Source organism: Tahibacter soli, assembly GCF_025717065.2.
GTDB classification, from domain to species: domain Bacteria; phylum Pseudomonadota; class Gammaproteobacteria; order Xanthomonadales; family Rhodanobacteraceae; genus Tahibacter; species Tahibacter soli.
On record NZ_JAOVZO020000019.1, the window covers coordinates 309,721 to 328,850 of the forward strand.

Sequence of the window (19,130 nt, forward strand, 5' to 3'; positions counted from 1 at the left end):
ATCGGCCGCTCAGCCCAGCCTGCGCCGCAGCCACGCCCGCGCGGTACGCCACTCGCGCGTGACCGTCGACACCGACAGTTCCAGCGCGCGCGCCGTCTCGTCGATGTCGAGCCCGACGAAGTAGCGCAACTCGACCACCTGCGCCTGTCGCGCGTCGATCGCCGCGAGTTCGTCGAGCGCCGCGTCGAGCGCCACGAGATCGGCGTCGACGCGCAGCGCCTGCGGGTCGATGTCGTCGAATGCCACGCGCGACTCGGCCGGCGGCCGTTTCGCCGCCGCGTGGCGGCGCGCGTGATCGACCAGAACGCGCCGCATCAGCGTCGAGGCGATCACGAGAAAATGCCGGCGGTCGTTCCACTGCGCGCGCTGGTGCGTCAGGCGCAGAAACGTCTCGTGCACGAGCGCGGTGACCTGCAGCGTGTGATCGCGCCGTTCTCCCGACAACTGCCGCGCCGCCTGCGCGCGCAATTCGTCGTAGACGAGCGGCAGCAGGCGATCGAGCGCCTCGCGGTCGCCGTCGGACCAGCGGCGCAGGAGTTGCGTCACGTCGCTCATGCCGGCGCGCGCCTCCCGGCGCGATCGATCAGTCGGAGGTTCACGTTCGTCGTCCGTCGCCGGCACCGCCTCGGCGCGACGCGCCGGCCCGCTCGTACGATGGCCCGGAGCGGGCGCGCAGCGCAACCGGCGCGCCGGCGCAGCGACGCGCGGACGGCGTCGAGCGCCGCGGGCTACCCCAATGCCGCGCGCACCGCCTTGACGATCGTCGCGACGCACAACGCGGCGTAAGCGCCGAGAATCGCGTAGACGCCGACGAGTTTGATCTGCGTCGCGACGCTCGCGACCGCCACGCGCGTCGCGTCGAGCGGCGGCACGCCGTTCGGGTCGAGCCGCTTGGCGGCATTGAAGACCTCGATCTGCCCGAGCAGCATCGCGTTCTCGGTCCAGTCCGCGGCGAGCGTGACGATCGCGAGCGCGAGCGCCCACGGCCACCACGCGCGCAGCCCGAGCGTGTCGAGCGCGTAGAGGATCGCCGCGAACGCCACGGCGACGAAATACGGCGCGAACGCGAGGTCCCCGTACAGGAAGCGCGTTTCCGCCGCGGCATCCGGCGTCCACAGTTCGACGAGGCGCGCCGCGTCGTATCCGCGCAGGCCGTACGGCGTCGGCCGCGACAGGCCGGTGCCGGCGAACGACGCGAGCAGCCACAGGCCACCGAACACCGCGGTCGCGGGTGCCGCGAGCAGCACGAGCGCGCGCGCGATCACGGCCGTTGCCTCTCGCGCGCGCACTCGTGCTGCTCCGCGAGTTTCAGCAACTGGTCGAGCTGCTTGCGCAGCGCACGGGCCGCATCGCATGTGAGAACGCCGCCAAGCTTGTAGTCGCCTTCCCGCACGTCGATCTGCAGCTTCGGATACTTTCCGACGAGTTCGCGCACGAACGCCGCGCCGAACCCGAGCCCGCGCAGGTGATCCTGCACGCGCACGAGCGGCGCGAGCGGCCGATCGCGGTTGGCGCTGCGCACGAGCGCGATGCCGAACGTCGTATCGGGCGGCGTCGCTTTCGTACCGGCGAGCAGCCTGTGCCAGCGCAGCCGCAGCAGCACGAGCTCGGCGCCGAGTCGGATTTCCTCGGCCAGCATCTCCGACGTGAGAATGCTGTGCTCGACGTGATTGATGGCGCCCTCGTCGACGAGCCGCTGGCACAGCGTGCTCCAGTCGTCGCCGGCCGACTGCACGTCGATCTCGACGAGATCGTCGAGCGCCGGCAGGTCGAGCCGCGTCTCGCAGAACGTCGCGAAGCGCGAGCCGTAGGTCGGCGCACTCGCACCCCAGGCGATGCGGAACATCGGCGACCAGCTCCAGTAGCGGAAGATGTTCATCCAGCCGCGGTTGTCCGGGTGCCGCCAGAACTGCTCGAGCGAAAGGTCGTGGTAGACCGATTCCATGAGCTGCATCAGCTCCTGGCAGAAGTAGAAGCACGCGCGGAAATCGTCGCCGGCCGGCAGCGTCGTGCGCCGCTCGACCGGCAGGTTGCCGGGCTTGCCGTCGCCCTTGACGAGATCGGTCCACGCCGGATAGATCTGCGCGTCGAGCACCGCGAGCTCCTTCGTCGTCCGCATCTTCTCGAACAGGCTCGCCATCGCCTTGCCGTGCGTGGCGAAGTTGTCGCGCACGCCGGCGAGCGGCGTCACCCACTGGTGATAGAGCTCGACGAGGAATTTTTCCTTCACCGTCGACGCGTCGACCTCGAATGGCGCGGACCGGCTGACGCGCCGCGTGCGTTCGAGCGCCGGCGCGATCGCGGTGTCGGCGACGTGCTCGCCGAGCCTGCGATAGCTTTCGAACTGCTTTTCGTCGAAAAACTGGTCGGCCGTCGACTCGTGCGGAAAACTCCGGTGCGCGCTCGCGTAGTGCGCCACGTCGGGCGGCTCGGCGCCGGTCAGCGACGGCTTCAGATACAGAATCGTTCCGATGGTTCCGTTGGTGTAGGCAACGGTTCCGACCGCGCACGCGCGTCCGGAAAGCCCGTCGGGCGCGGGCCGCAGCGCCGAGACGTCGATGTCGATGTTCGCGCCGAAATCGACGCGGCACTTCTGCACGGCGTTGCCGAGGTCGGCGAAGCTGCGCGCGCGATCGGCACCGGCGTCGACGCACACGATGAAGCGGCAGCGGCGCCGCACGAGTTCGTACAGGCCGAGATTCTCGAAGTGGCCGCCGTCGGACAGATACACGAACTTGTCGTCGTCGCGCGTCAGGCCGAGCAGTTCGCAGACCATGCGGTAGAGCGACGAAGGCGTGCGATCGGCGCGCGGCGGCCACTGTTCGTGATGCGGATTGGCGACCCACCAGCCGAGCCGCGCATCGAACACCGTCAGGAGAAACGTCACCGCCGGCGAACTGTGATAGCCCATGTTCGGGCTGACCGCCGCGCCGGAAATCGCGGTCGCGCTGCCGAGCGTCAATGCCCGCGCGAGCCGGTTGCCGTCCTCGTCGTCACGCTGCGCGGTTTCCTTGCGCAGTTCGTCGGCGCGCAGCGCGGCTTCCTTGCGCCTGTCTTCTTCGCTCGGCTCGCCGATTTTTTCTGCGCCGCGTCGCGCGTCGCCCATAGGGCGAGCCGCGCTTTTTCGCGGTTTCGCATCGCCGCTTCGCGCTGTTTCGGCGGCACGTCGCCGATCGAACGCGCACCGGGCCGCGACGACGGCGGCACGTAGCCGCAATAGTCGGGCGTCAGGCAGAACGACGCGGCCTTGCGGTCCTGCCAGTCGAGCTGTCGCGTCGCGGCGAGATTGAGCGCCGTGCCGACGAGCGGATACAACGGCCGCGGCTTGCGCGGCGCGAGCGGAGGTTCGGCTTTTCCGGCGGCCCGTGCGTTTTCGGCGTCCGCAACCTCCTTCGCGTCGCGGGCGACGACGGCCAGCGCGATGTCGTCGTCCGGATCGAAATCGGTCGTCGGCTCGGCCGCACGCTTGCGGCTCGCGCCGAGATAGCAGCGCACGAGCCGGTTGCGGTAGAACGCATTCATGCTGAACTCGTTCACGTCGATCGTCATGCCGAACAGCACCGCGACCGCCGTCGCCATCAGGAACAGCGCAACCACGGCGCCCCGCAGTTCCGTTGAATTTTTCCCAAGATAATCAAGATACGCTTCGCTGCCGTCGATGTTCGGCGGACTCCACGCCACGACGCCGGCGAATCCGACGTGCTGCAGCAGCAGATGCGCGCACAGGCTCGTCGCGATCAGAAGACCCACGACGAAGATCGGCGGCGCGAGGCGCACGAGGATTTCGAGCGGCCTCAGGCCGCCCGTGCCGTTGCTGCGCTTGCCGAACGCGCCGAGCACGCCGACGCCGGTGGTCGCAAGCCAACCCGCGAGGCCGGCCCAGCTGACCGAGCCGAGCTGAAACAGCAGCCAGGGTCCGTAGACGGTCAGCGCCATCGCGGCGGTGCCGAGAATGACCAGACGCGCGGCACGGCCGCCGATGCGCGCCCATATCTCGCGCTGCAGGTCCGACAGCGCCGGGCCGGCGAAACCGACGTGCGCGATGCCCGCGAGCATGATCGCCATGAGCACGACCGTCGGCCCCAGCAGAATCACGTACCACTTGCCGGCATACGGCACTCCGGCGCCGGCGAGACCGCCGATCCCGGCGAGCAGGTGATGCGCGCCGAGCAGCGCAAGGCCCGCGATGGCCGCCGAGCCCGCCGACGCGGCAAGGAAGCGCACCGGGTGCTTCCTGATCGGCGACGGCGCGACGCGCTCGTTCGTCCGCATGCGCCGCCACGGGGCGACCAGCACGTCGTACAAGAACCACAGCAGCCACACGCCGAAATACAGAAGCCCGGTAGATACGGCGAGCGACCGCGGCGAAACGCCGACACCCCTGAGGCCGACCGCGCCGACGAGCGTTGCCAGACCCAGCGTGACGATGACGGCGAGCGCGCACACCTTGACCCCGCGGCCCGCCCCGTTGCCGTTGCGCGCCAGCTGCGACCGCGACGAAATCACCGCGACGAGACAGGCGGCGACGATGCACAGCACGGCCGCGGTACCGACGGCCTCCTCGGCCCGCGCGTCGAACCAGCCGACGAGCACATACAGAATAAGCGGCGTCAGACACGCCGCGACGAGCAGCGCGACCAGTTGCACCTGCACCAGCAGCACGTTGCGCACGTAGTTGCCGACGATGCTCATCGTGTCGCCCGACAGCGCCGTCTTGCGCGGGCTCAGATAGTTGCTGTATTGCCGCAGATGCCGGATCGGCTGCTGCGGATCGAAACCGTCGCGTCGCGCGGCGCCGCCGTCCTGCGCGTCCTTCGGCGCGTCGGTCACGCTCGACGAGAGCACTTCGACCGCGCGGCCGATACCGTAACGATGGATCAGCGCCTGCACGAACGAGCCGATGTAACCGCCGCCGGACACCGTCGACTGATAGTGGAAGCCCGGCAGCAGGCCGCGCCGGGCCAGCGCCTGCAGCACGCCGAGTCCGAATGTCGCGCTGCGGATGCCGCCGCCGGACAGCGCGACGCCCCACGCGGTCTCGTCGTCCGGGTCGTCCTTCGCCTCGTCCGGCGCGATCGACCGTCGGCCGAAAACGGTGTCGAGTTCGACGCGACGCACGTCTTCCATGCGCACGTCGTCGGGCTCCTTCGGTGCGGTCACGGGCGTTCCGGTCGCCGCGGCCTGGTCATCGGACGTCATCGAGCCTCTCCCCCCTCGTACGACGGTGAAAACGGATCCGCCTGCCGCTGTACCGGCAGGCGGATCGTGAGACGCGGCGGCTTTCTTGACAACCGGACTACGCGCCGTCTTTTACTTCTCCACTTCGATCGTCACCGAGCGGAAACGCACGTTCGCGCGTTCGCTGATGTTCGCCGCGGCCTTCTCGACGGTCGAATCGGTCACGCCGGTCGTCGGCTCGAACACGAGCTCCGCGTCGGCCGTGCCGCCGAGCGCGCGCAGCGCCTCGGTCGCATCGAGTTCGACGCGCCGGCCCGACGCTACGGCCTCGTGCCCTTCGTGGTGGTCGCCGAAGCCGAAGAAGCTGATGACGCCGACGAGCGAGCGCTCGCCGTCGCTGCGCTTGAGGTACACCTCGTACATCACGTGCGGCGACTCGTCGACCTCGAGCCCTTCGATCACGACGAGCGCGCGCTTGATCGGCTTGTCGGCGTCTTCCGCCGTCGGCGCGATGGCGCTGCGCGCTTCCGGCGCGATGCGCAGCGGCACCGCCGTCACGCCGCGCTGGAGCTTCGTTTCGTTCGGCACGACCTGGAATTTCTTCACCTGCGGCTCCGCGCCCGCGACCGCGCTGACGGCCTGCCGGCCGGCCGGGCAACCGCCGCCCGAGGCGTAGCTGTAGCCGAGCTGCGCGGTCGTGAGCATCGACGCGACGGTACGCGTGACCGGATTGCCCGCGCCGTCGATAAAAGTGTACGACGTGCCGAGCTGGCCCGAATTGGTCGGCAGCCGCGTGTTCGGCGACACCGCGAGCCAGCATTCGTACAAACGGTCGATGTTCGCGTGGTGCGAATAGAAGATCGGGTCGTTGCCGGCGGCCGGCACGGCGCCCATGTAGCCGGTCGGGCACGACTGCACGGCGATCGCGCAGTGCACCGAGCCGTGCGGCGTGCTTTCGAGCGAGCTGTTGAACCCGTTGTACGCGGTGTTGTTCATCGCCGCGGTCGTCGACGTGACGGCCGGCGACAGACTGCTCGTACCCGCGTTGAGCGACGTGAGCCGGTTGTCGATGCGCAGCGGATTCGTCGCCGGCGTGCCGTCGCGGTACGACGCCGGCAGCTGGCCGTTCGTCTCGTAGTCGTAGAACGGCAGGCGCAGGTTCGGATCGCCGGACGCGGCCTGCAGCACCTGCTCGAAGTAGTACAGGTACATGCGATGCCACGTCAGGAACTGCACCGTGCCGTGCTGGCATTTGCACCACGTCGCGGTTTCGTTCGGATTGGCCGGGCTCTGCGCGGTGATGCCGCTCATGCCGGGCTGGCTGATGCCCGAAGTCGGCGCGCAGCCGCTGCCGAAGTACGCGTGCATGTTCGCCCAGTACTTGAGACTGCGGCGGAAATTCGCGCTGTCGCGCGGCGCGTTGTTCCACTCGATCATCTGTTTGTAGCCGCGGCGCAGGCTCGCCAGCTCCTGCGCCGACAGCTGCGTGATCGACTTGCGCTGCGGCGCGCCGGCGACGACCGAGCCGATCGGCGGCGGACACGGCGCCTGGCTGCGGTTGGGCAGCACGCGATAGCGGAAGCTGTTCGCGCCGGACGGATTGTCGTACGCCATGACGACCCAGTCGGCGCGGGCGTCGGCGTCGAGGCAGCTGATCGCGAGACCCGCGCCCTGGCCTTCCCAGCCCATGCCGGGGAGTGTCTGGAAACCCGGCGCCCACGCCTGCGCGACGCCGTTCGCGTCGAGATTCGAACCCACGCGGTAGCGGAAAGAATTCGCATTCGCGGGATTGTCGTAGGCCATCAGCACGAGATCGGGCCGCGCGTTGCCGTCGAGGTTCGCGAGCGCGGCGCCGAGGCCCTGGCCTTCCCAGCCGACGCCCGGCACGTCGACGAAATTCGCCGCCCACGTCGCGTTGCCGCTCGTGTCGACGTTCAGGCCGACGCGATAGCGGAACGCGTTCGCGCCGCCCGGGTTGTCGTATGCGATGAAGATCATGTCGGGCCGCGGATCGGCGTCGATCTGTCCGACGACGACCGCCGCGCCCTGGCCTTCCCAGCCGACGCCCGCGACCTGCGCGTGACTGGTCCAGTTCGCGGCGACGCCCTGCGCGTCGAGGTTCCAGCCGATCTTGTAGCGGAAGCCGTTCGCGCCGCCGGGGTTGTCGTACGCCATCAGGACGAGATCGGGCCGGCCGTTGCCGTCGAAATCGGCCACCGCGGCGCCCGCGCCCTGGCCCTCCCAGCCGACGCCGGGCACCTCGACGTAGTTGGCCGACCAGTTCGCCGTGTTGCCGGCATTGTCGAGATTGAGCCCGACGCGATAGCGAAACGCATTCGCCCCGTTCGGATTGTCGTAGGCCATCAGGATCATGTCCGGACGCGGATTGCCGTCGAGCTGCAGCACGACGACGTCGGCGCCCTGGCCTTCCCAGCCGACGCCGGGTACCTGGACGAACTGCGCGGACGCGGTTGGAGCCGCCGCCGCCAATATGGCCAACCAGCTTCCTCTTGCGCGCAAGATCATGGTCTTCCCCTCTTCCCGCTCGGCACGATGGCCGCTGCACGCGGTGCGCGAAGCCGGGCCGGCATCGCGACCGCTCCGAAATCGCAAGGCCTTAAGAGCGCGAACACAGCCGCGCTCCCGGCCGGCTCGCGCGAGGCGCGCGCGATCGGGGTACGTCGGGCATAACCACGCGATCCGTCCGTGGATCGCGCACGGGCGGGCCGCTTCCCCACGGCCCGCCTGCATTCTGTGTCGTCCGGGCGCGACACCTCGCACCATGCCGCAAAGTTTTCTTGTGCGTTTGTGGGATCGTGCAGAATGCTCGTCGCGCCGCCCTGACGGCGATCCGACGGACGATCGTCCGCGCATGAGAGGTTCGCCGGGGGCACGGCACTGATTCGGCACGGATCGCACGGACGATCCGCATCGCCGATCGGGGGCCGACATGAACGAGACGCGCAAACGACTGATCCTGTGCTTCGACGGCACCTGGAACGCACTCGAATCGCATACGAACGTTTCGCGGCTGTACGCCGAAATCGCCGACGCCAGCGGCGGCGCCGCGCATCAGCGCAAATACTACGACGCGGGCGTCGGCACCGGCCGTTTCGACAAGCTCCGCGGCGGCATGTTCGGCTACGGGCTCGACAAGAACATCCGCACCGGCTACGCGTGGCTCGCGTCGCAGTTCGGGGCGAACGCCAAGCAACCGGACAAGCCGCTGCATTCGAGCGGACGCCCGTTCGTCGACGGGCAGGACATCTACCTGTTCGGCTTTTCGCGCGGCGCGTTCACGGCGCGCAGCCTCGGCGGCCTCGTCGGCTATCTCGGGATTCCGAACCTCGACCGCGGCAGTTCGCGCGCGCAGAAGTCGCTGTCCGACCATGACGACGTCAAGGAAGCGTGGAAGCTGTATCAGGAATGCCCGACGAAACAGCAGCGCGACGATCCCGGCAAGGATCGCGAGAAGATCGCCGAGCACGACAAGGCGGTCGCGGCGTTCCGTCGGAGAAGCCGGTACCCGGTGCGGCTGCATTTCGTCGGCGTGTGGGACACCGTCGGCGCGCTCGGCATTCCGAACATCTGGGATTCGGTCGATCTGCGTTTCTCCAGCAAATACAAATTCCACAATACGTCGCTCGGCGAAAGCGTGCGCTTCGCGTATCACGCGGTCGCGATCGACGAGCACCGGCTGCCGTACACGCCGGCCCTGTGGACGTCGAAGACCGATCTGACCGAGGAGGTCGAGCAGCGCTGGTTTCCCGGCGCGCATTCGAACGTCGGCGGCGGCTATGACGACGATCTCCTGCCCGCGCCGCCGCTGGCGTGGCTCGCCCGGTGCGCGGCCGCCCGCGACCTCGAATTCGTCAAGGGTGCGAACGGCGGCAAGGTGCCGGCCGCGTTCGACCTCGACGGCCGCGAACACCTCTCGCCCGTGCGCGACAGCTACGCCGAGTTCATGAGCGGCGCGTATCGCGCGGTGCGTTCCGTCGCCGGCGGCCGGGTGTACCGCCGCATGCTCGTACCCGGAGACGGCATCAACCAGACGATCGACGAGACGGCGTTCGCAAAGTGGCGCGCCGATCCGAGCTATCGCCCGCCGAATCTCGGCCAGGCGGGCCGTTCGGACGTGACGTTCCAACCGGCGACCCTGGGCGCCGATCACGTCGTCAGCGCGGGGAACCTGTGATGAACGCTCTCAACGTCTGCATCAGTCTCGTCTTCGTATTCCTGATCTTTTCGATCGTCGTCAGCGGCGTGCAGGAATGGTGGGCGCAGTTCCGCAGCCTGCGCGGCAAGTGGCTGCGCCTGGGCCTTCTGCGTCTGATCGACGACGACGCGCTGTTCGTGCGCGTGCTGCGGCATCCGCTGGTCGGCGGCCTGTACCGCGATCGCAAGAGCGCGTCCGACCCGCCGTCCTACATCGAGCCGAGGAACTTCGCGCTCGCGCTCGCCGCCGTGATGCTGCGCAGGGCCGCGCCGCTGCGCGCGCTGTCGCCCGAAGCGGCGGCGACCGAGCCGCTGACGTTCGACACGCTGCGCAGCGCGGTCGTCGCGCTCGCGTCGCACAAGTCGCCGACGGCCGATTCGGTGCTGCCAATACTCGACGACGCGAAAGGCGATCTCGCGGCCGCGCTCAAAGGCATCGAAGCGTGGTTCGCGTCCGGCATGGATCGCGTGACCGGCTGGTACAAGGCCGCCGCGCAGCGCCGGCTGTTCGCGATCGGTCTCGTCGTCGCGGCGATCGGCAACGTCGACACGATCGCGCTGTACCGCGCGTTCGACCGTTCGCCCGATCTCGCGTCGCAGATCGCCGACCGTGCCGCGACGGTCGTGCGCGACGGAAAGATCGGTTCGATCACGGCCGAACAGCTGCAGAAGAAGGAATTCACGCCGGAGCAGGCGCAGGAGATGCTCAGGCTCGCCGTCGACGCGCGCATCGAGGCGCTGCCGCTCGGCTACGCGTGTCTTTCGGCGGGCGCCGACGTCATGGCGCACGAAGGCAGCGGCAACAAGCCCGCGGACACCCGCTCGACGCTGCAGCGCTGCCGCGAAGAACTCGGCGCGCGGCTGCACGCACGATCGCCGTCGGACTGGCTGCTGCATGCGCTCGGCCTGATTCTGACGGCGCTCGCGGCAACGCTCGGCGCGCCGTACTGGTTCTCGGCGCTGTCGAAGATCGTCGGCATCCGCGGCAGCGGACCGAAGCCGGCGGCCGGCAATTCTTGATTTTTTCGCAGCGGACTCGCGGTCGACGCACGGCGTCGACCGCGCGTACGACTCGGCGGCGATCAAGCTCGACCCCGACGTCGCGACGCTTCATGCCGATCTCGGCACGGCGTACGAACGCGGCGGAAAGTCCGAACTCGCGCTGGCGGCGTACGATCGCGCGATCGAACTCGACCCGCAGTTCGCCCTTGCGATCGGCGCGCGCTGCTGGGTGCGCGCCATGCTCGATCGCGATCTCGACGAGGCGGTCGCCGACTGCGATCGCGCGCTGCAACTCGATCCGAAAGACCTCAACCACTACAACAGCCGCGGCTTCGCGCGCTTTCGCCAGCGGCAGTACGAGCAGGCGGTCGCCGATTACGACCGTTCGCTCGGCGGGGCGCCGGTCGCGTCGTCGTTCTATGTGCGCGGCCTTGCCAAGCGCGCACTCGGTCGCGTCGAAGAAAGCGACGCCGATATCGCGCGCGGCAAGCAGCTCGAACCCGGTGTCGTCGCGCCACGCGAAGCTCGGCATAGTCGCGCCTTAGGCACCGCGAACGTCTGGGCGGCGGCGATCGACAGCAGCGCCGCCGCTTGGCTCATTCGCGGACCGTCAGCGCTTGCCCGCGGTGTCGGCCGCCTTGGGCTTGCACGCCGCATACTCCTCGCGGCTCATCGTCTCGTCGCCGTTCGCGTCGCAATGCTTGACGCGCGCGGCGAGCGGCGGGCTGCGCACGACGATTTCCGGCAGCGTGACGATGCCGTCTCCGTTCGCGTCGAGTGATTCGTACGGCGGCAGTTCGGCGCTTTGCGTTCTGGCGGGCGCGGCGGGCACGGCGTTCTGCGCGAGCACCTGGGCGCCGGCAAGCAGCAGAATCGGCAACGCGACGAAACGAATGAGCGAGGTGTTCATACACGCGATCCTCTGAAGACTTCCGACGCGCCGTAGGAAACCGGGCGATTCGCAGGGGTTCCGCGGGCGTTTACGGCGCATTCACGCGTGCGCGGCTTTGCTCCGCCGGCAGGCGCAGACGCTTGCCGCACCGAGGCGGAGCGGCTGTGCCGCGAATGTGTACGCGCACCAAACGAGCGCGACCGGAACGCTCGCACCGGCCCGTATCCGACGCGCTATAGTCGCTGCCAATCGCATCACGAGGGGGTTGCCATGTTCATTTTACGCTTTGTGGTTTTTGCACTAGTCGCAGCGCTCATGCCGGCCGCGTCGTTCGCGGTGCCGGTGCAATGGACGCTGTCGGGCGTTCGCTTCGCGGACGGCGGCACGGCTTCCGGATCGTTCGTCTACGACGCGGACACGCAGCTGCTGTCCGCGTGGTCCATCGCCGTCGACGGCGGCAACGCGACGGCTTTTCCGCCGATCACCTACCACACGTCGAACTCGACGATCTACGCCGACTCGGGCTTCTCCAATCCGCAGCCGACGATCATCGCGACGCTCGGCGGCAGCCAGCGCCAGATTCGCGTGACGCCGATCGCGGCGCTGACGAACGCCGGCGGCACGGTGGCGATCAACCTCGCGACGGCCGGCGGCAATTCCGGCAGCATCGAGTGCTACAACTGCGGCCCTTCGCGCGAAATCGTCGCGGGCGATCTCGTCGGCGGCACGCCGACCTTCTCGATCCGGCCGGGCATTGCCGGCAACTGGAACAACCGCGACCAGGACGGCCACGGCTTCCAGTTCGAATTGCTGCCGGGCGGCGTCATGACGGCCATCTGGTTTGCCTTCGACAACGCGGGCAATCAGGCATGGATTTCCGCCGCCGGCGTGATCAACGGCAACAGCGTAACGATGGGCGCCGGGCGCGTGCTCGCGGGACGCTTTCCCCCGAACTTCAACACGAACACGGTCGAGCGCCGCCAATGGGGCACGCTCGTGTTCACTTTTAGCGATTGCGACAACGGCAAGGTCGAGTGGACGAGCACGGACCCTGCGTTCACGCCGACCGGCACGCTCGACATCAAGCGCCTGACGCGGCTCGACGGACTCGCCTGTCCGTAAACGAGGCTCCGCCGCCGGCTCGCGACACGATCCGGCGGCGGGGCGCCGCACCCGGCGCGGGCCGTTCCGCATTGATGTCCGAAAACGGCGAGTCGCGTCGCGCGCGGGTCGCTATGATCGCGCCATGAACGCAGCGCCCATGCCCGAACCCGACATCTGCGACCGTGCGCGCCTCGCCAAGGACGCACGCTTCGACGGCCTGTTCTTCATCGCCGTGCGCAGCACCGGCATCTACTGCCGCCCGATCTGTCCCGCGCCGCAACCGAAGCGGCAGAACATCCATTACTACCCGACGGCGGCGGCAGCCGCGGCGGACGGCTACCGGCCGTGCCTGCGCTGCCGGCCGGAACTGTCGCCGTCCGCGTGGAAGCCCGCGGGCGAAGCGACGGTCGAACGCGCGTTGACGCTGATCGCGAACGGCGCGCTGCAGGACGAGTCGATCGAAACGCTCGCGCAACGCGTCGGCGTCAGCGACCGTCAGCTGCGCCGCGTTTTTCTCGAACGCACGGGCGCGACGCCGATCGCCGTGCACACGACGCGGCGCCTGCTGCTCGCCAAGCAACTGCTGACGGAGACGTCGCTGCCGGTGACGCAGGTCGCGCTCGCGGCGGGCTTCAACAGCCTGCGCCGTTTCAACGCGGCGTTCCTCGCGGGCTGCGGCATGCCGCCGACGGCGATCCGGCGCACGGCGGCCGCGGCGAAGACGCCGCATCTGAGCCTGCGCCTGGCGTACCGGCCGCCGTTCGATTTCGCGACGATGCTCGCGTTTCTCGCGAAACGTTCGATACCGGGCATCGAGCGCATCGGCGCGGACAGCTACGAACGCGTGATCGGCCCGGCGCACGCGTCGACGTGGATCCGCGTGACGGCCGCGGCGGACAAGGCAGAGCTGAAGCTCGACGTCTCGGACACCGATCCGCGCGCGATTCCGGACATCGTGCGGCGCGTGCGCCACGTGTTCGATCTCGACGCCGATCTCGCAGCCGTGCACGCCGTGTTCGCGCAAGACGCACAGCTCGCGCAGGCGATCGAACGACGGCCGGGCCTGCGCGTACCGGGCGGATGGGACGGTTTCGAACTCGCCGTGCGCGCGGTGCTCGGACAGCAGGTGAGCGTCGCCGGCGCGACGACGCTCGCGCGCCGGCTCGTCGACGCGTACGGCGAGCGCCGCGAACCGGCGCGCGAAGGGCTCGACCGCGTCTTCCCGACGCCGCAGGCGCTCGCGGAGGCGCCGCTGGAAACGATCGGCCTGCCGAAATCGCGCGCGTCGACGCTGCGCGCGCTCGCCGCGGCGGCGATCGACGGGCGCATCGATTTCAGCCCGGGCCAGCGGCTCGACGAGTTCGTCGAACGCTTCGTGGCGTTGCCGGGCATCGGACCGTGGACGGCGCAATACGTCGCGATGCGCGCGCTCGGTCACCCCGACGCGTTTCCGGCCGGCGACCTCGTGCTGCAGCAGGTGCTCGGCCACCCGGGGCGCCTGTCCGAGAAAGCGACGGACGCGCGTTCGCAAGCGTGGCGGCCGTGGCGCGCATACTCGGTTCTGCACTTGTGGTATTTGTCGAACGACCGCGCGGAGAAAGCCGCATGACGATCCGCTACGACGAATTCGCGACGCCGATCGGTGCGCTCGCGGTCGCGGCCGACGACGGCGGCCTGCGCTACGTCGTGTTCGAGTACGAACGCCATCCGGTGCGCGGCAGGGACGCATGGCGACGCGACGCCGGCGCGGTGCGGCAGGCGCGCGAACAACTGCTCGAATATTTCGCGGGCGAACGCACGACGTTCGACCTGCCGCTCAATCCCGTCGGCACGCCGTTCCAGCAGCAGGTGTGGAACATGCTCGCGAACATCCCGTTCGGCGAAACGTGGACGTACAGCGGCGTCGCCCAGCGCATCGGCGCGCCGAGCGCGGTACGCGCGGTCGGCGCCGCGAACGGCCGCAATCCGCTGCCGATCATCCTGCCGTGCCACCGCGTGATCGGCGCGGACGGCAGCCTCACGGGCTTCGGCGGCGGGTTGCCGGTGAAGCGGTTTCTGCTCGAACACGAAGGGGCGTTGCCGCAGCGCGTGCCGATCGCGGACCTCTTCGCCTAGGCCGCCGCCTTCGCCGGCGGCGCCCACACTTCTTCGAACCAGCTTTTCGCCTCGTCGATGAATGCGCGGTGCGCCGCGGTCTGCATGCTCTTTTCGTTGCGCGCGAGCAGGATGCGCTGCAGCGGCAGCGGGTCGGCGATCGCGCGGCGCACGAGCGGCTTGCCGTCGTAGCTGTAGTCGCTGAACGGGCGCGAGTACGCGATGCCGACGCCGAAGCCGTTCGCGATCATGCCGCGCTGCAGCTCGAACGAGCCGGTGCGCGTCGCGCGCAGCGGTCGCACGCCGCGCAAATAGAAAAGTTCCAGAATGTGCTGCCAGCTCTGCGCCTGGTCGGTGAGGATCACGTTGTAGCGCGCGAGATCGGCGAGCGTCACGGCTGCCTGCGCGACCAGCGGATGGTCGGCCGGCAGGAGCGCCTGCGGCGCCAGTTCGCACAGCACGACGCGCACGATGCTCGTCGACAGGCCCAGATCGTACGAGATCGCGAGATCGGCGACGCCTTCGTCGAGATGGCGTCCGATGTTGTCGAAACCTTCCTCGCGCACGATGACGTTGATCGCCGGAAACTTGCGCGCGAGGCGCGCAAGGATCGGCGGCACGCAGTACGGCGCGAGGTCTTCGAAACAGCCGAGCACGAATTCGCCGTGCGGCGCGGCGTCCTCGTCGGCGAGCGCCTCGAGCGCCTCGACGTTCGACAGCACTTCGCGCGCCTTGGCGAGCGCGGCCTGCCCGAACGCGGTCAGCGCGATGCCCGAGCCGCGCTGGCGCACGAACAGCGCGCGGCCGAAGTATTCCTCGATCTGCGTGATCGCGACCGAGATCGACGGCTGCGAAATGTGCAGCGCGTCCGCCGCGGCAGTGAGGCTGCCGTAGCGTGCCGCGGCGATGGCGTACTGGAGCTGGCGGAAAGTCAGTTTCATCGTCGTGCCGTTGCGTTGAAAACGCGTCGTCCCGCGCGACACGAATGTCCCGGGACACCGGCGCCTTCCCCACGAAACGCCTTCGTCATTAACGGACGCGCGCGCCCGAAGCGGCCATGCGACATTGGTCTCAATACCACTTTTGGACGTCTGGACGTCCAAACACTCGATCCGCTCACGGCGTGCACCCGGTCACGCGCACGTCGTCGACGACGAGGTTCGCGCCGGGCCGGTGCGGAAAGCGGTCGTGTCCGGCCGTGAAGCGGAACTGCACGGTGCGGCCCGCGTACGCGCTCGCGTCGACGACGGCGCGGCCCCAATCGCGCGGATCGCCGCACCACGCCCGCTTGCCGGCGAGGGGGTTGGCGAACGCGGCGCTGACGTCGCCGTCGAACGCCTGCGTCAATGCGCCGGTGAGCTGCGTCCACGTGCCGCCGCCGTTCGCCGACACTTCGACGATCGCCGCGTCGTTGCAGACGCCCGCACCGCCCGCTTTGAGGTTCTGCCGGTTCCAGAACGCAAGGCTCGCGGTTGCGAGATTCGCCGGCAGCGCGACCGGCGGCGACACGAGCCATTGCCGGTTCGGCGATCCCGACGCGGGCGCCTGCGCCTGCCACGCGAACGCGCCGCTGTTGGCGACGTCGCCGAGCGTCCAGCGGTCGGCGTTGCCGGCGGGCGCGCCGTGCGTCCAGCCCGCGGCGCCCGACTCCATGTCGTCGGCGTAGATCGCGACGGTGGTCGCGTCGACCGGACAATCGCCCGGCAGTGCGAGCGTCGTGAACGCCTGCGCAGCGGCGGCGGCGGATTCGAAACCGTCGGCGAACAACGTGTCGCCGCCGCTGTCGCCGCACGCGTTGCGGGCGATCACGCGCCAGTAGTAGCGCGCGCTCGTGTCGAGCGCTTCGCCGCTGGCGAGCGTCCACGCGGTGTCGCGCGTCTCGCGCTCGCGCACGATGTTCGCGAAGCCGGGATCGGTCGCTATCTGCACGACGTACGCGAACGCGCGATCGGCCGCGGTCCACGTCAGCGTCGGCGTCGCCGACACGTTCGCCGCGCCGTTCGCGGGCGCGAGCGGCGACGACGACGCCGGCGGCGCGGCGTACACGCCGACGGTCAGCGGCAAGGTCTTCTCGATCGCGCCGGAGGTCGCCGTCAGCGTCGCATCGTAGATGCCCGGCGCCGCGCTCGCGGCGGCGTTCACCGCGAGCTGCGGCTGCGCCGGCGGCGTCGCGGGATTCGGCGCGACGTTCGCCGAGACACCGCCCGGCAGACCGCTCGTCGCGAACGTCACCGGGCTCGCGAACCCGACGACCGGCGTCACGTCGAACGTCGTCGCATTGCTGCCGCCGGTGCACACCGACACGCCTGCAGCTTCGCTCGTCAGCGTGAACGACGGCTGCCGCGTGCAGTTCGTACAGACCAGCGCGAAATCCTGATCGGTCGCGTCGCCCGTGCCCGGCACGCCGTCGCCGGCGACGTTCGTCGCTTCGACGCGCACCGTCACGTCGCCGAGTATGCCGGGCGGCAGGAACACGGCCTCGACGTTGTTGCGCGCGTCGCGTTCGCCGCCCGGCACGCTCCATTGCTTCGAGAACCGGTTGCCGCGATACGTCTGCCCGTTCGCGACGACGACGAGATCGAGATCGTTGACCTGCGGGCTCGTGCCCAATTGTCCCGGCGCGTCGGTCCACGCGAGCGCGATACGCACGGGCTTGCCCACGTCGACGGCGCCCCACGCGTATTCGCGCGCCTCGCCGGCCGCGTCGAACGTGTCGCTCTGGTCGACGAGCACGCGCCGCGTGTCGCCGAACATGTCGGCGAGATTCGGCATGCCGTAGCCCTGGTCGTTGCTCGGCAGATCGTCGTTCGCGCTCATGCCGGTGAGATAGCTAGGATGCGCGACGAGCCAGGCCTTCATCAGCGCGGGGCTCGGCGCGCGCGCGCCGCCGACTTCGTCGAGCGTGCCGGCGTAAGGCCCCGCGCCGCCGCGTTCGATCCACCAGTAGGCGAGCGACGCGACGCCCGACACGGCCGGCGTCGAATGGCTCGTGCCGCTCGATGCCGCGAACTCGGTCTGCGGCGTCGCGTCCGGGTAGTACTGGATGCACACGCCGCCGCCGGCGTAGCCGGAGAAGACGCTCGCGCTGCCGAGGATATGCGTGCCCGGCGCGACGACGTCGGGCTTGACGCGGTTGCCGGCGACCGGGCCGCGGCTCGAGAAGCCCGCGATCGACTGCGGATCGTCGCCCGCCGCGACGCCGTCGTTCTGGCAGCGGTCGGCGGGGGTTTCGAACGGCCGCAGGTTTTCCGACGCGCCGACCGTGATGACGTTCTTGCCCGAGCCGGGCGAGCCGACCGTGCCGAGGCCGGGGCCGTCGTTCGCCGCGGCGAAGACGTAGATCATCGGCTGGTTGCCGGGCGTCTCGACGTCGACGTCGCGTACGGCCGCGTCCCAGATCTGGTCGTGGTCGCTGTAGCTCGCGCTCGCGCGGTAGCCCCACGAATTGCTGCTGATGCGCGCGCCGTTCGCGGCGTTCGCGCGCACGATGCCCTGATCGGTGTCGCCGCAGCCGGCGACGTTCCACGCGGCCGGCGAGCCGGTGAAGATCGTCGTCGAGCCGATGCGCGCGAACGGATTGATGCCGAGTCCGGAATGCCGGCCGTCGAGATCGACGTACGGATAGCCGGTGCGCTGATCGTAGCCGGCGAGGATGCCCGCGTTGATCGAGCCGTGGCCGTCCATCGAGCCGAGCTGCGCGTCGGGAACGGTCGAACAGTTTTCGACGTATTCGACGCGCGACGGCCGCGCGATGTCGCCGTCGACGTGCAGCATCTCGTCGGCCGTCGCGAGCGCCGTGACGCCGCTCGTGCCTTCGTGGATCGTGCTGTCGGTGATGTCGACGAGCGCGTAGTCGGTCGGGTCGCGGCTGAAGCCGCGGTCGAGCAGAAACGCGAGATAGCTCGGCGCCGCCGGGCCGGGCGCCATGTCGCCGGAGAGGATCAGCGCCTGCTGTTCGTCGAACAACACCGCTTCGGTGCGCAGGCCGACGTACGTCACGTCGGGCCGCGCGGCGATCGCGGGCACGTCGGCGGCACGGACGCGCAACGCGAGGTTCGCGAATTTGAGCACCGGCGCCCACGCGTACGCGACCGCGCCGGGGCCGAGCGGCGCCAGCTGCGCCGTCGGCACGACGCCGAGGCTTTCGACGAAGCGGCGCGTGTCGGCGTCGCCGGCGTGCGCGTACACCTGCACGACGATGTCGACGTCGTCGCCCGTCCCGACGGCGCGTTCGATACGCTGCGCGAGCGCGGTGTCCACTTTGAGAAACGTCTGGAACGGCGCGTCGTACGCAAGCCACGAGGCGTCGCGGCGCAGCTCGGCGAGGCGCGCGACGGCGTCGGCATCGGCCCAGACGAGATAGCCGTCGTCGGCGACGTACTGCAGCGGCACGATGCCGCGCGCGGCGAGCGCATCGAGCCGTTCCTGGCGCACGCGGCCGTCGAACTGCACGAGTCGCAAGCCTGCTTCGGGCGCCGCGTGCGCCGCGAACGGGGCCGGTGCAGCGGGCGCGGCGGCACGCGTGTCGACGAGCGCCGCGTCGAAATGCAGCAGACGGCTCGATGCGGCGAACGCGCGCGGCGCGGCGAGGCCGCCCGATGCGACGAGCGCGGCGAGCACGGCGGCGGTGATCGGATGGCGCATG

The 19,130-nt window shown here is 69.6% G+C and carries 12 protein-coding genes and 1 pseudogene; 7 read left to right on the plus strand and 6 right to left on the minus strand.

Annotated elements, in window-relative coordinates:
• Nucleotides 1–9: 9 nt before the first annotated feature.
• The 4 genes from OD750_RS20520 to OD750_RS20535 form a co-directional block, all read right to left on the minus strand.
• Complete coding sequence (locus OD750_RS20520; protein WP_263540826.1) at nucleotides 10–555, minus strand: ECF-type sigma factor; 546 nt, start codon at nucleotides 553–555, stop codon at nucleotides 10–12.
• A gap of 173 nt (nucleotides 556–728) precedes the next feature.
• Entirely contained in the window at nucleotides 729–1,265 is a 537-nt protein-coding gene (locus OD750_RS20525) for a hypothetical protein (protein WP_263540825.1), read from the minus strand.
• A gap of 1,693 nt (nucleotides 1,266–2,958) precedes the next feature.
• Nucleotides 2,959–5,199, minus strand: a complete 2,241-nt coding sequence (locus OD750_RS20530; RefSeq protein WP_263540824.1) for a patatin-like phospholipase domain-containing protein — start codon at nucleotides 5,197–5,199, stop codon at nucleotides 2,959–2,961.
• A 111-nt stretch (nucleotides 5,200–5,310) separates the two neighbouring features.
• Nucleotides 5,311–7,677 (minus strand): tyrosinase family protein, encoded by a 2,367-nt coding sequence (locus OD750_RS20535; protein WP_263540823.1) that lies wholly within the window; start codon nucleotides 7,675–7,677, stop codon nucleotides 5,311–5,313.
• A 451-nt stretch (nucleotides 7,678–8,128) separates the two neighbouring features.
• Here OD750_RS20535 and OD750_RS20540 point away from each other — a divergent pair, with 451 nt between their 5' ends.
• From OD750_RS20540 to OD750_RS20565, 7 genes and pseudogenes are all read left to right on the plus strand, one after another.
• A complete protein-coding gene (locus OD750_RS20540; RefSeq protein ID WP_263540822.1) occupies nucleotides 8,129–9,373 on the plus strand; it encodes a DUF2235 domain-containing protein in 1,245 nt (414 codons plus the stop codon).
• Entirely contained in the window at nucleotides 9,373–10,413 is a 1,041-nt protein-coding gene (locus OD750_RS20545) for a hypothetical protein (protein WP_263540821.1), read from the plus strand. The genes OD750_RS20540 and OD750_RS20545 overlap by 1 nt, the downstream gene beginning before the upstream one ends.
• Nucleotides 10,406–10,582: pseudogene (locus OD750_RS27540) on the plus strand (hypothetical protein); the annotation flags it as partial. The gene OD750_RS20545 and the pseudogene OD750_RS27540, both read left to right, overlap by 8 nt.
• Nucleotides 10,583–10,633: 51 nt before the next feature.
• The gene (locus OD750_RS20550; protein WP_263540820.1) at nucleotides 10,634–11,176 is read left to right on the plus strand and encodes a tetratricopeptide repeat protein; all 543 of its coding nucleotides are present in this window, start codon (nucleotides 10,634–10,636) and stop codon (nucleotides 11,174–11,176) included.
• 426 nt (nucleotides 11,177–11,602) lie between these two features.
• Nucleotides 11,603–12,409: a hypothetical protein gene (locus OD750_RS20555; protein ID WP_263540819.1), complete on the plus strand. Its 807-nt coding sequence runs from the start codon at nucleotides 11,603–11,605 to the stop codon at nucleotides 12,407–12,409.
• 124 nt (nucleotides 12,410–12,533) lie between these two features.
• Nucleotides 12,534–14,000 (plus strand): DNA-3-methyladenine glycosylase 2 family protein, encoded by a 1,467-nt coding sequence (locus OD750_RS20560; RefSeq protein WP_263540818.1) that lies wholly within the window; start codon nucleotides 12,534–12,536, stop codon nucleotides 13,998–14,000.
• A complete protein-coding gene (locus tag OD750_RS20565; RefSeq protein ID WP_263540817.1) occupies nucleotides 13,997–14,506 on the plus strand; it encodes a methylated-DNA--[protein]-cysteine S-methyltransferase in 510 nt (169 codons plus the stop codon). The genes OD750_RS20560 and OD750_RS20565 overlap by 4 nt, the downstream gene beginning before the upstream one ends.
• Here OD750_RS20565 and OD750_RS20570 read toward each other — a convergent pair.
• Entirely contained in the window at nucleotides 14,503–15,426 is a 924-nt protein-coding gene (locus OD750_RS20570; protein ID WP_263540816.1) for a LysR family transcriptional regulator, read from the minus strand. The two genes, OD750_RS20565 and OD750_RS20570, sit on opposite strands and share 4 nt — an antisense overlap.
• A gap of 175 nt (nucleotides 15,427–15,601) precedes the next feature.
• Entirely contained in the window at nucleotides 15,602–19,129 is a 3,528-nt protein-coding gene (locus OD750_RS20575; RefSeq protein WP_263540815.1) for a S8 family serine peptidase, read from the minus strand.
• Nucleotide 19,130 lies beyond the last annotated feature (1 nt).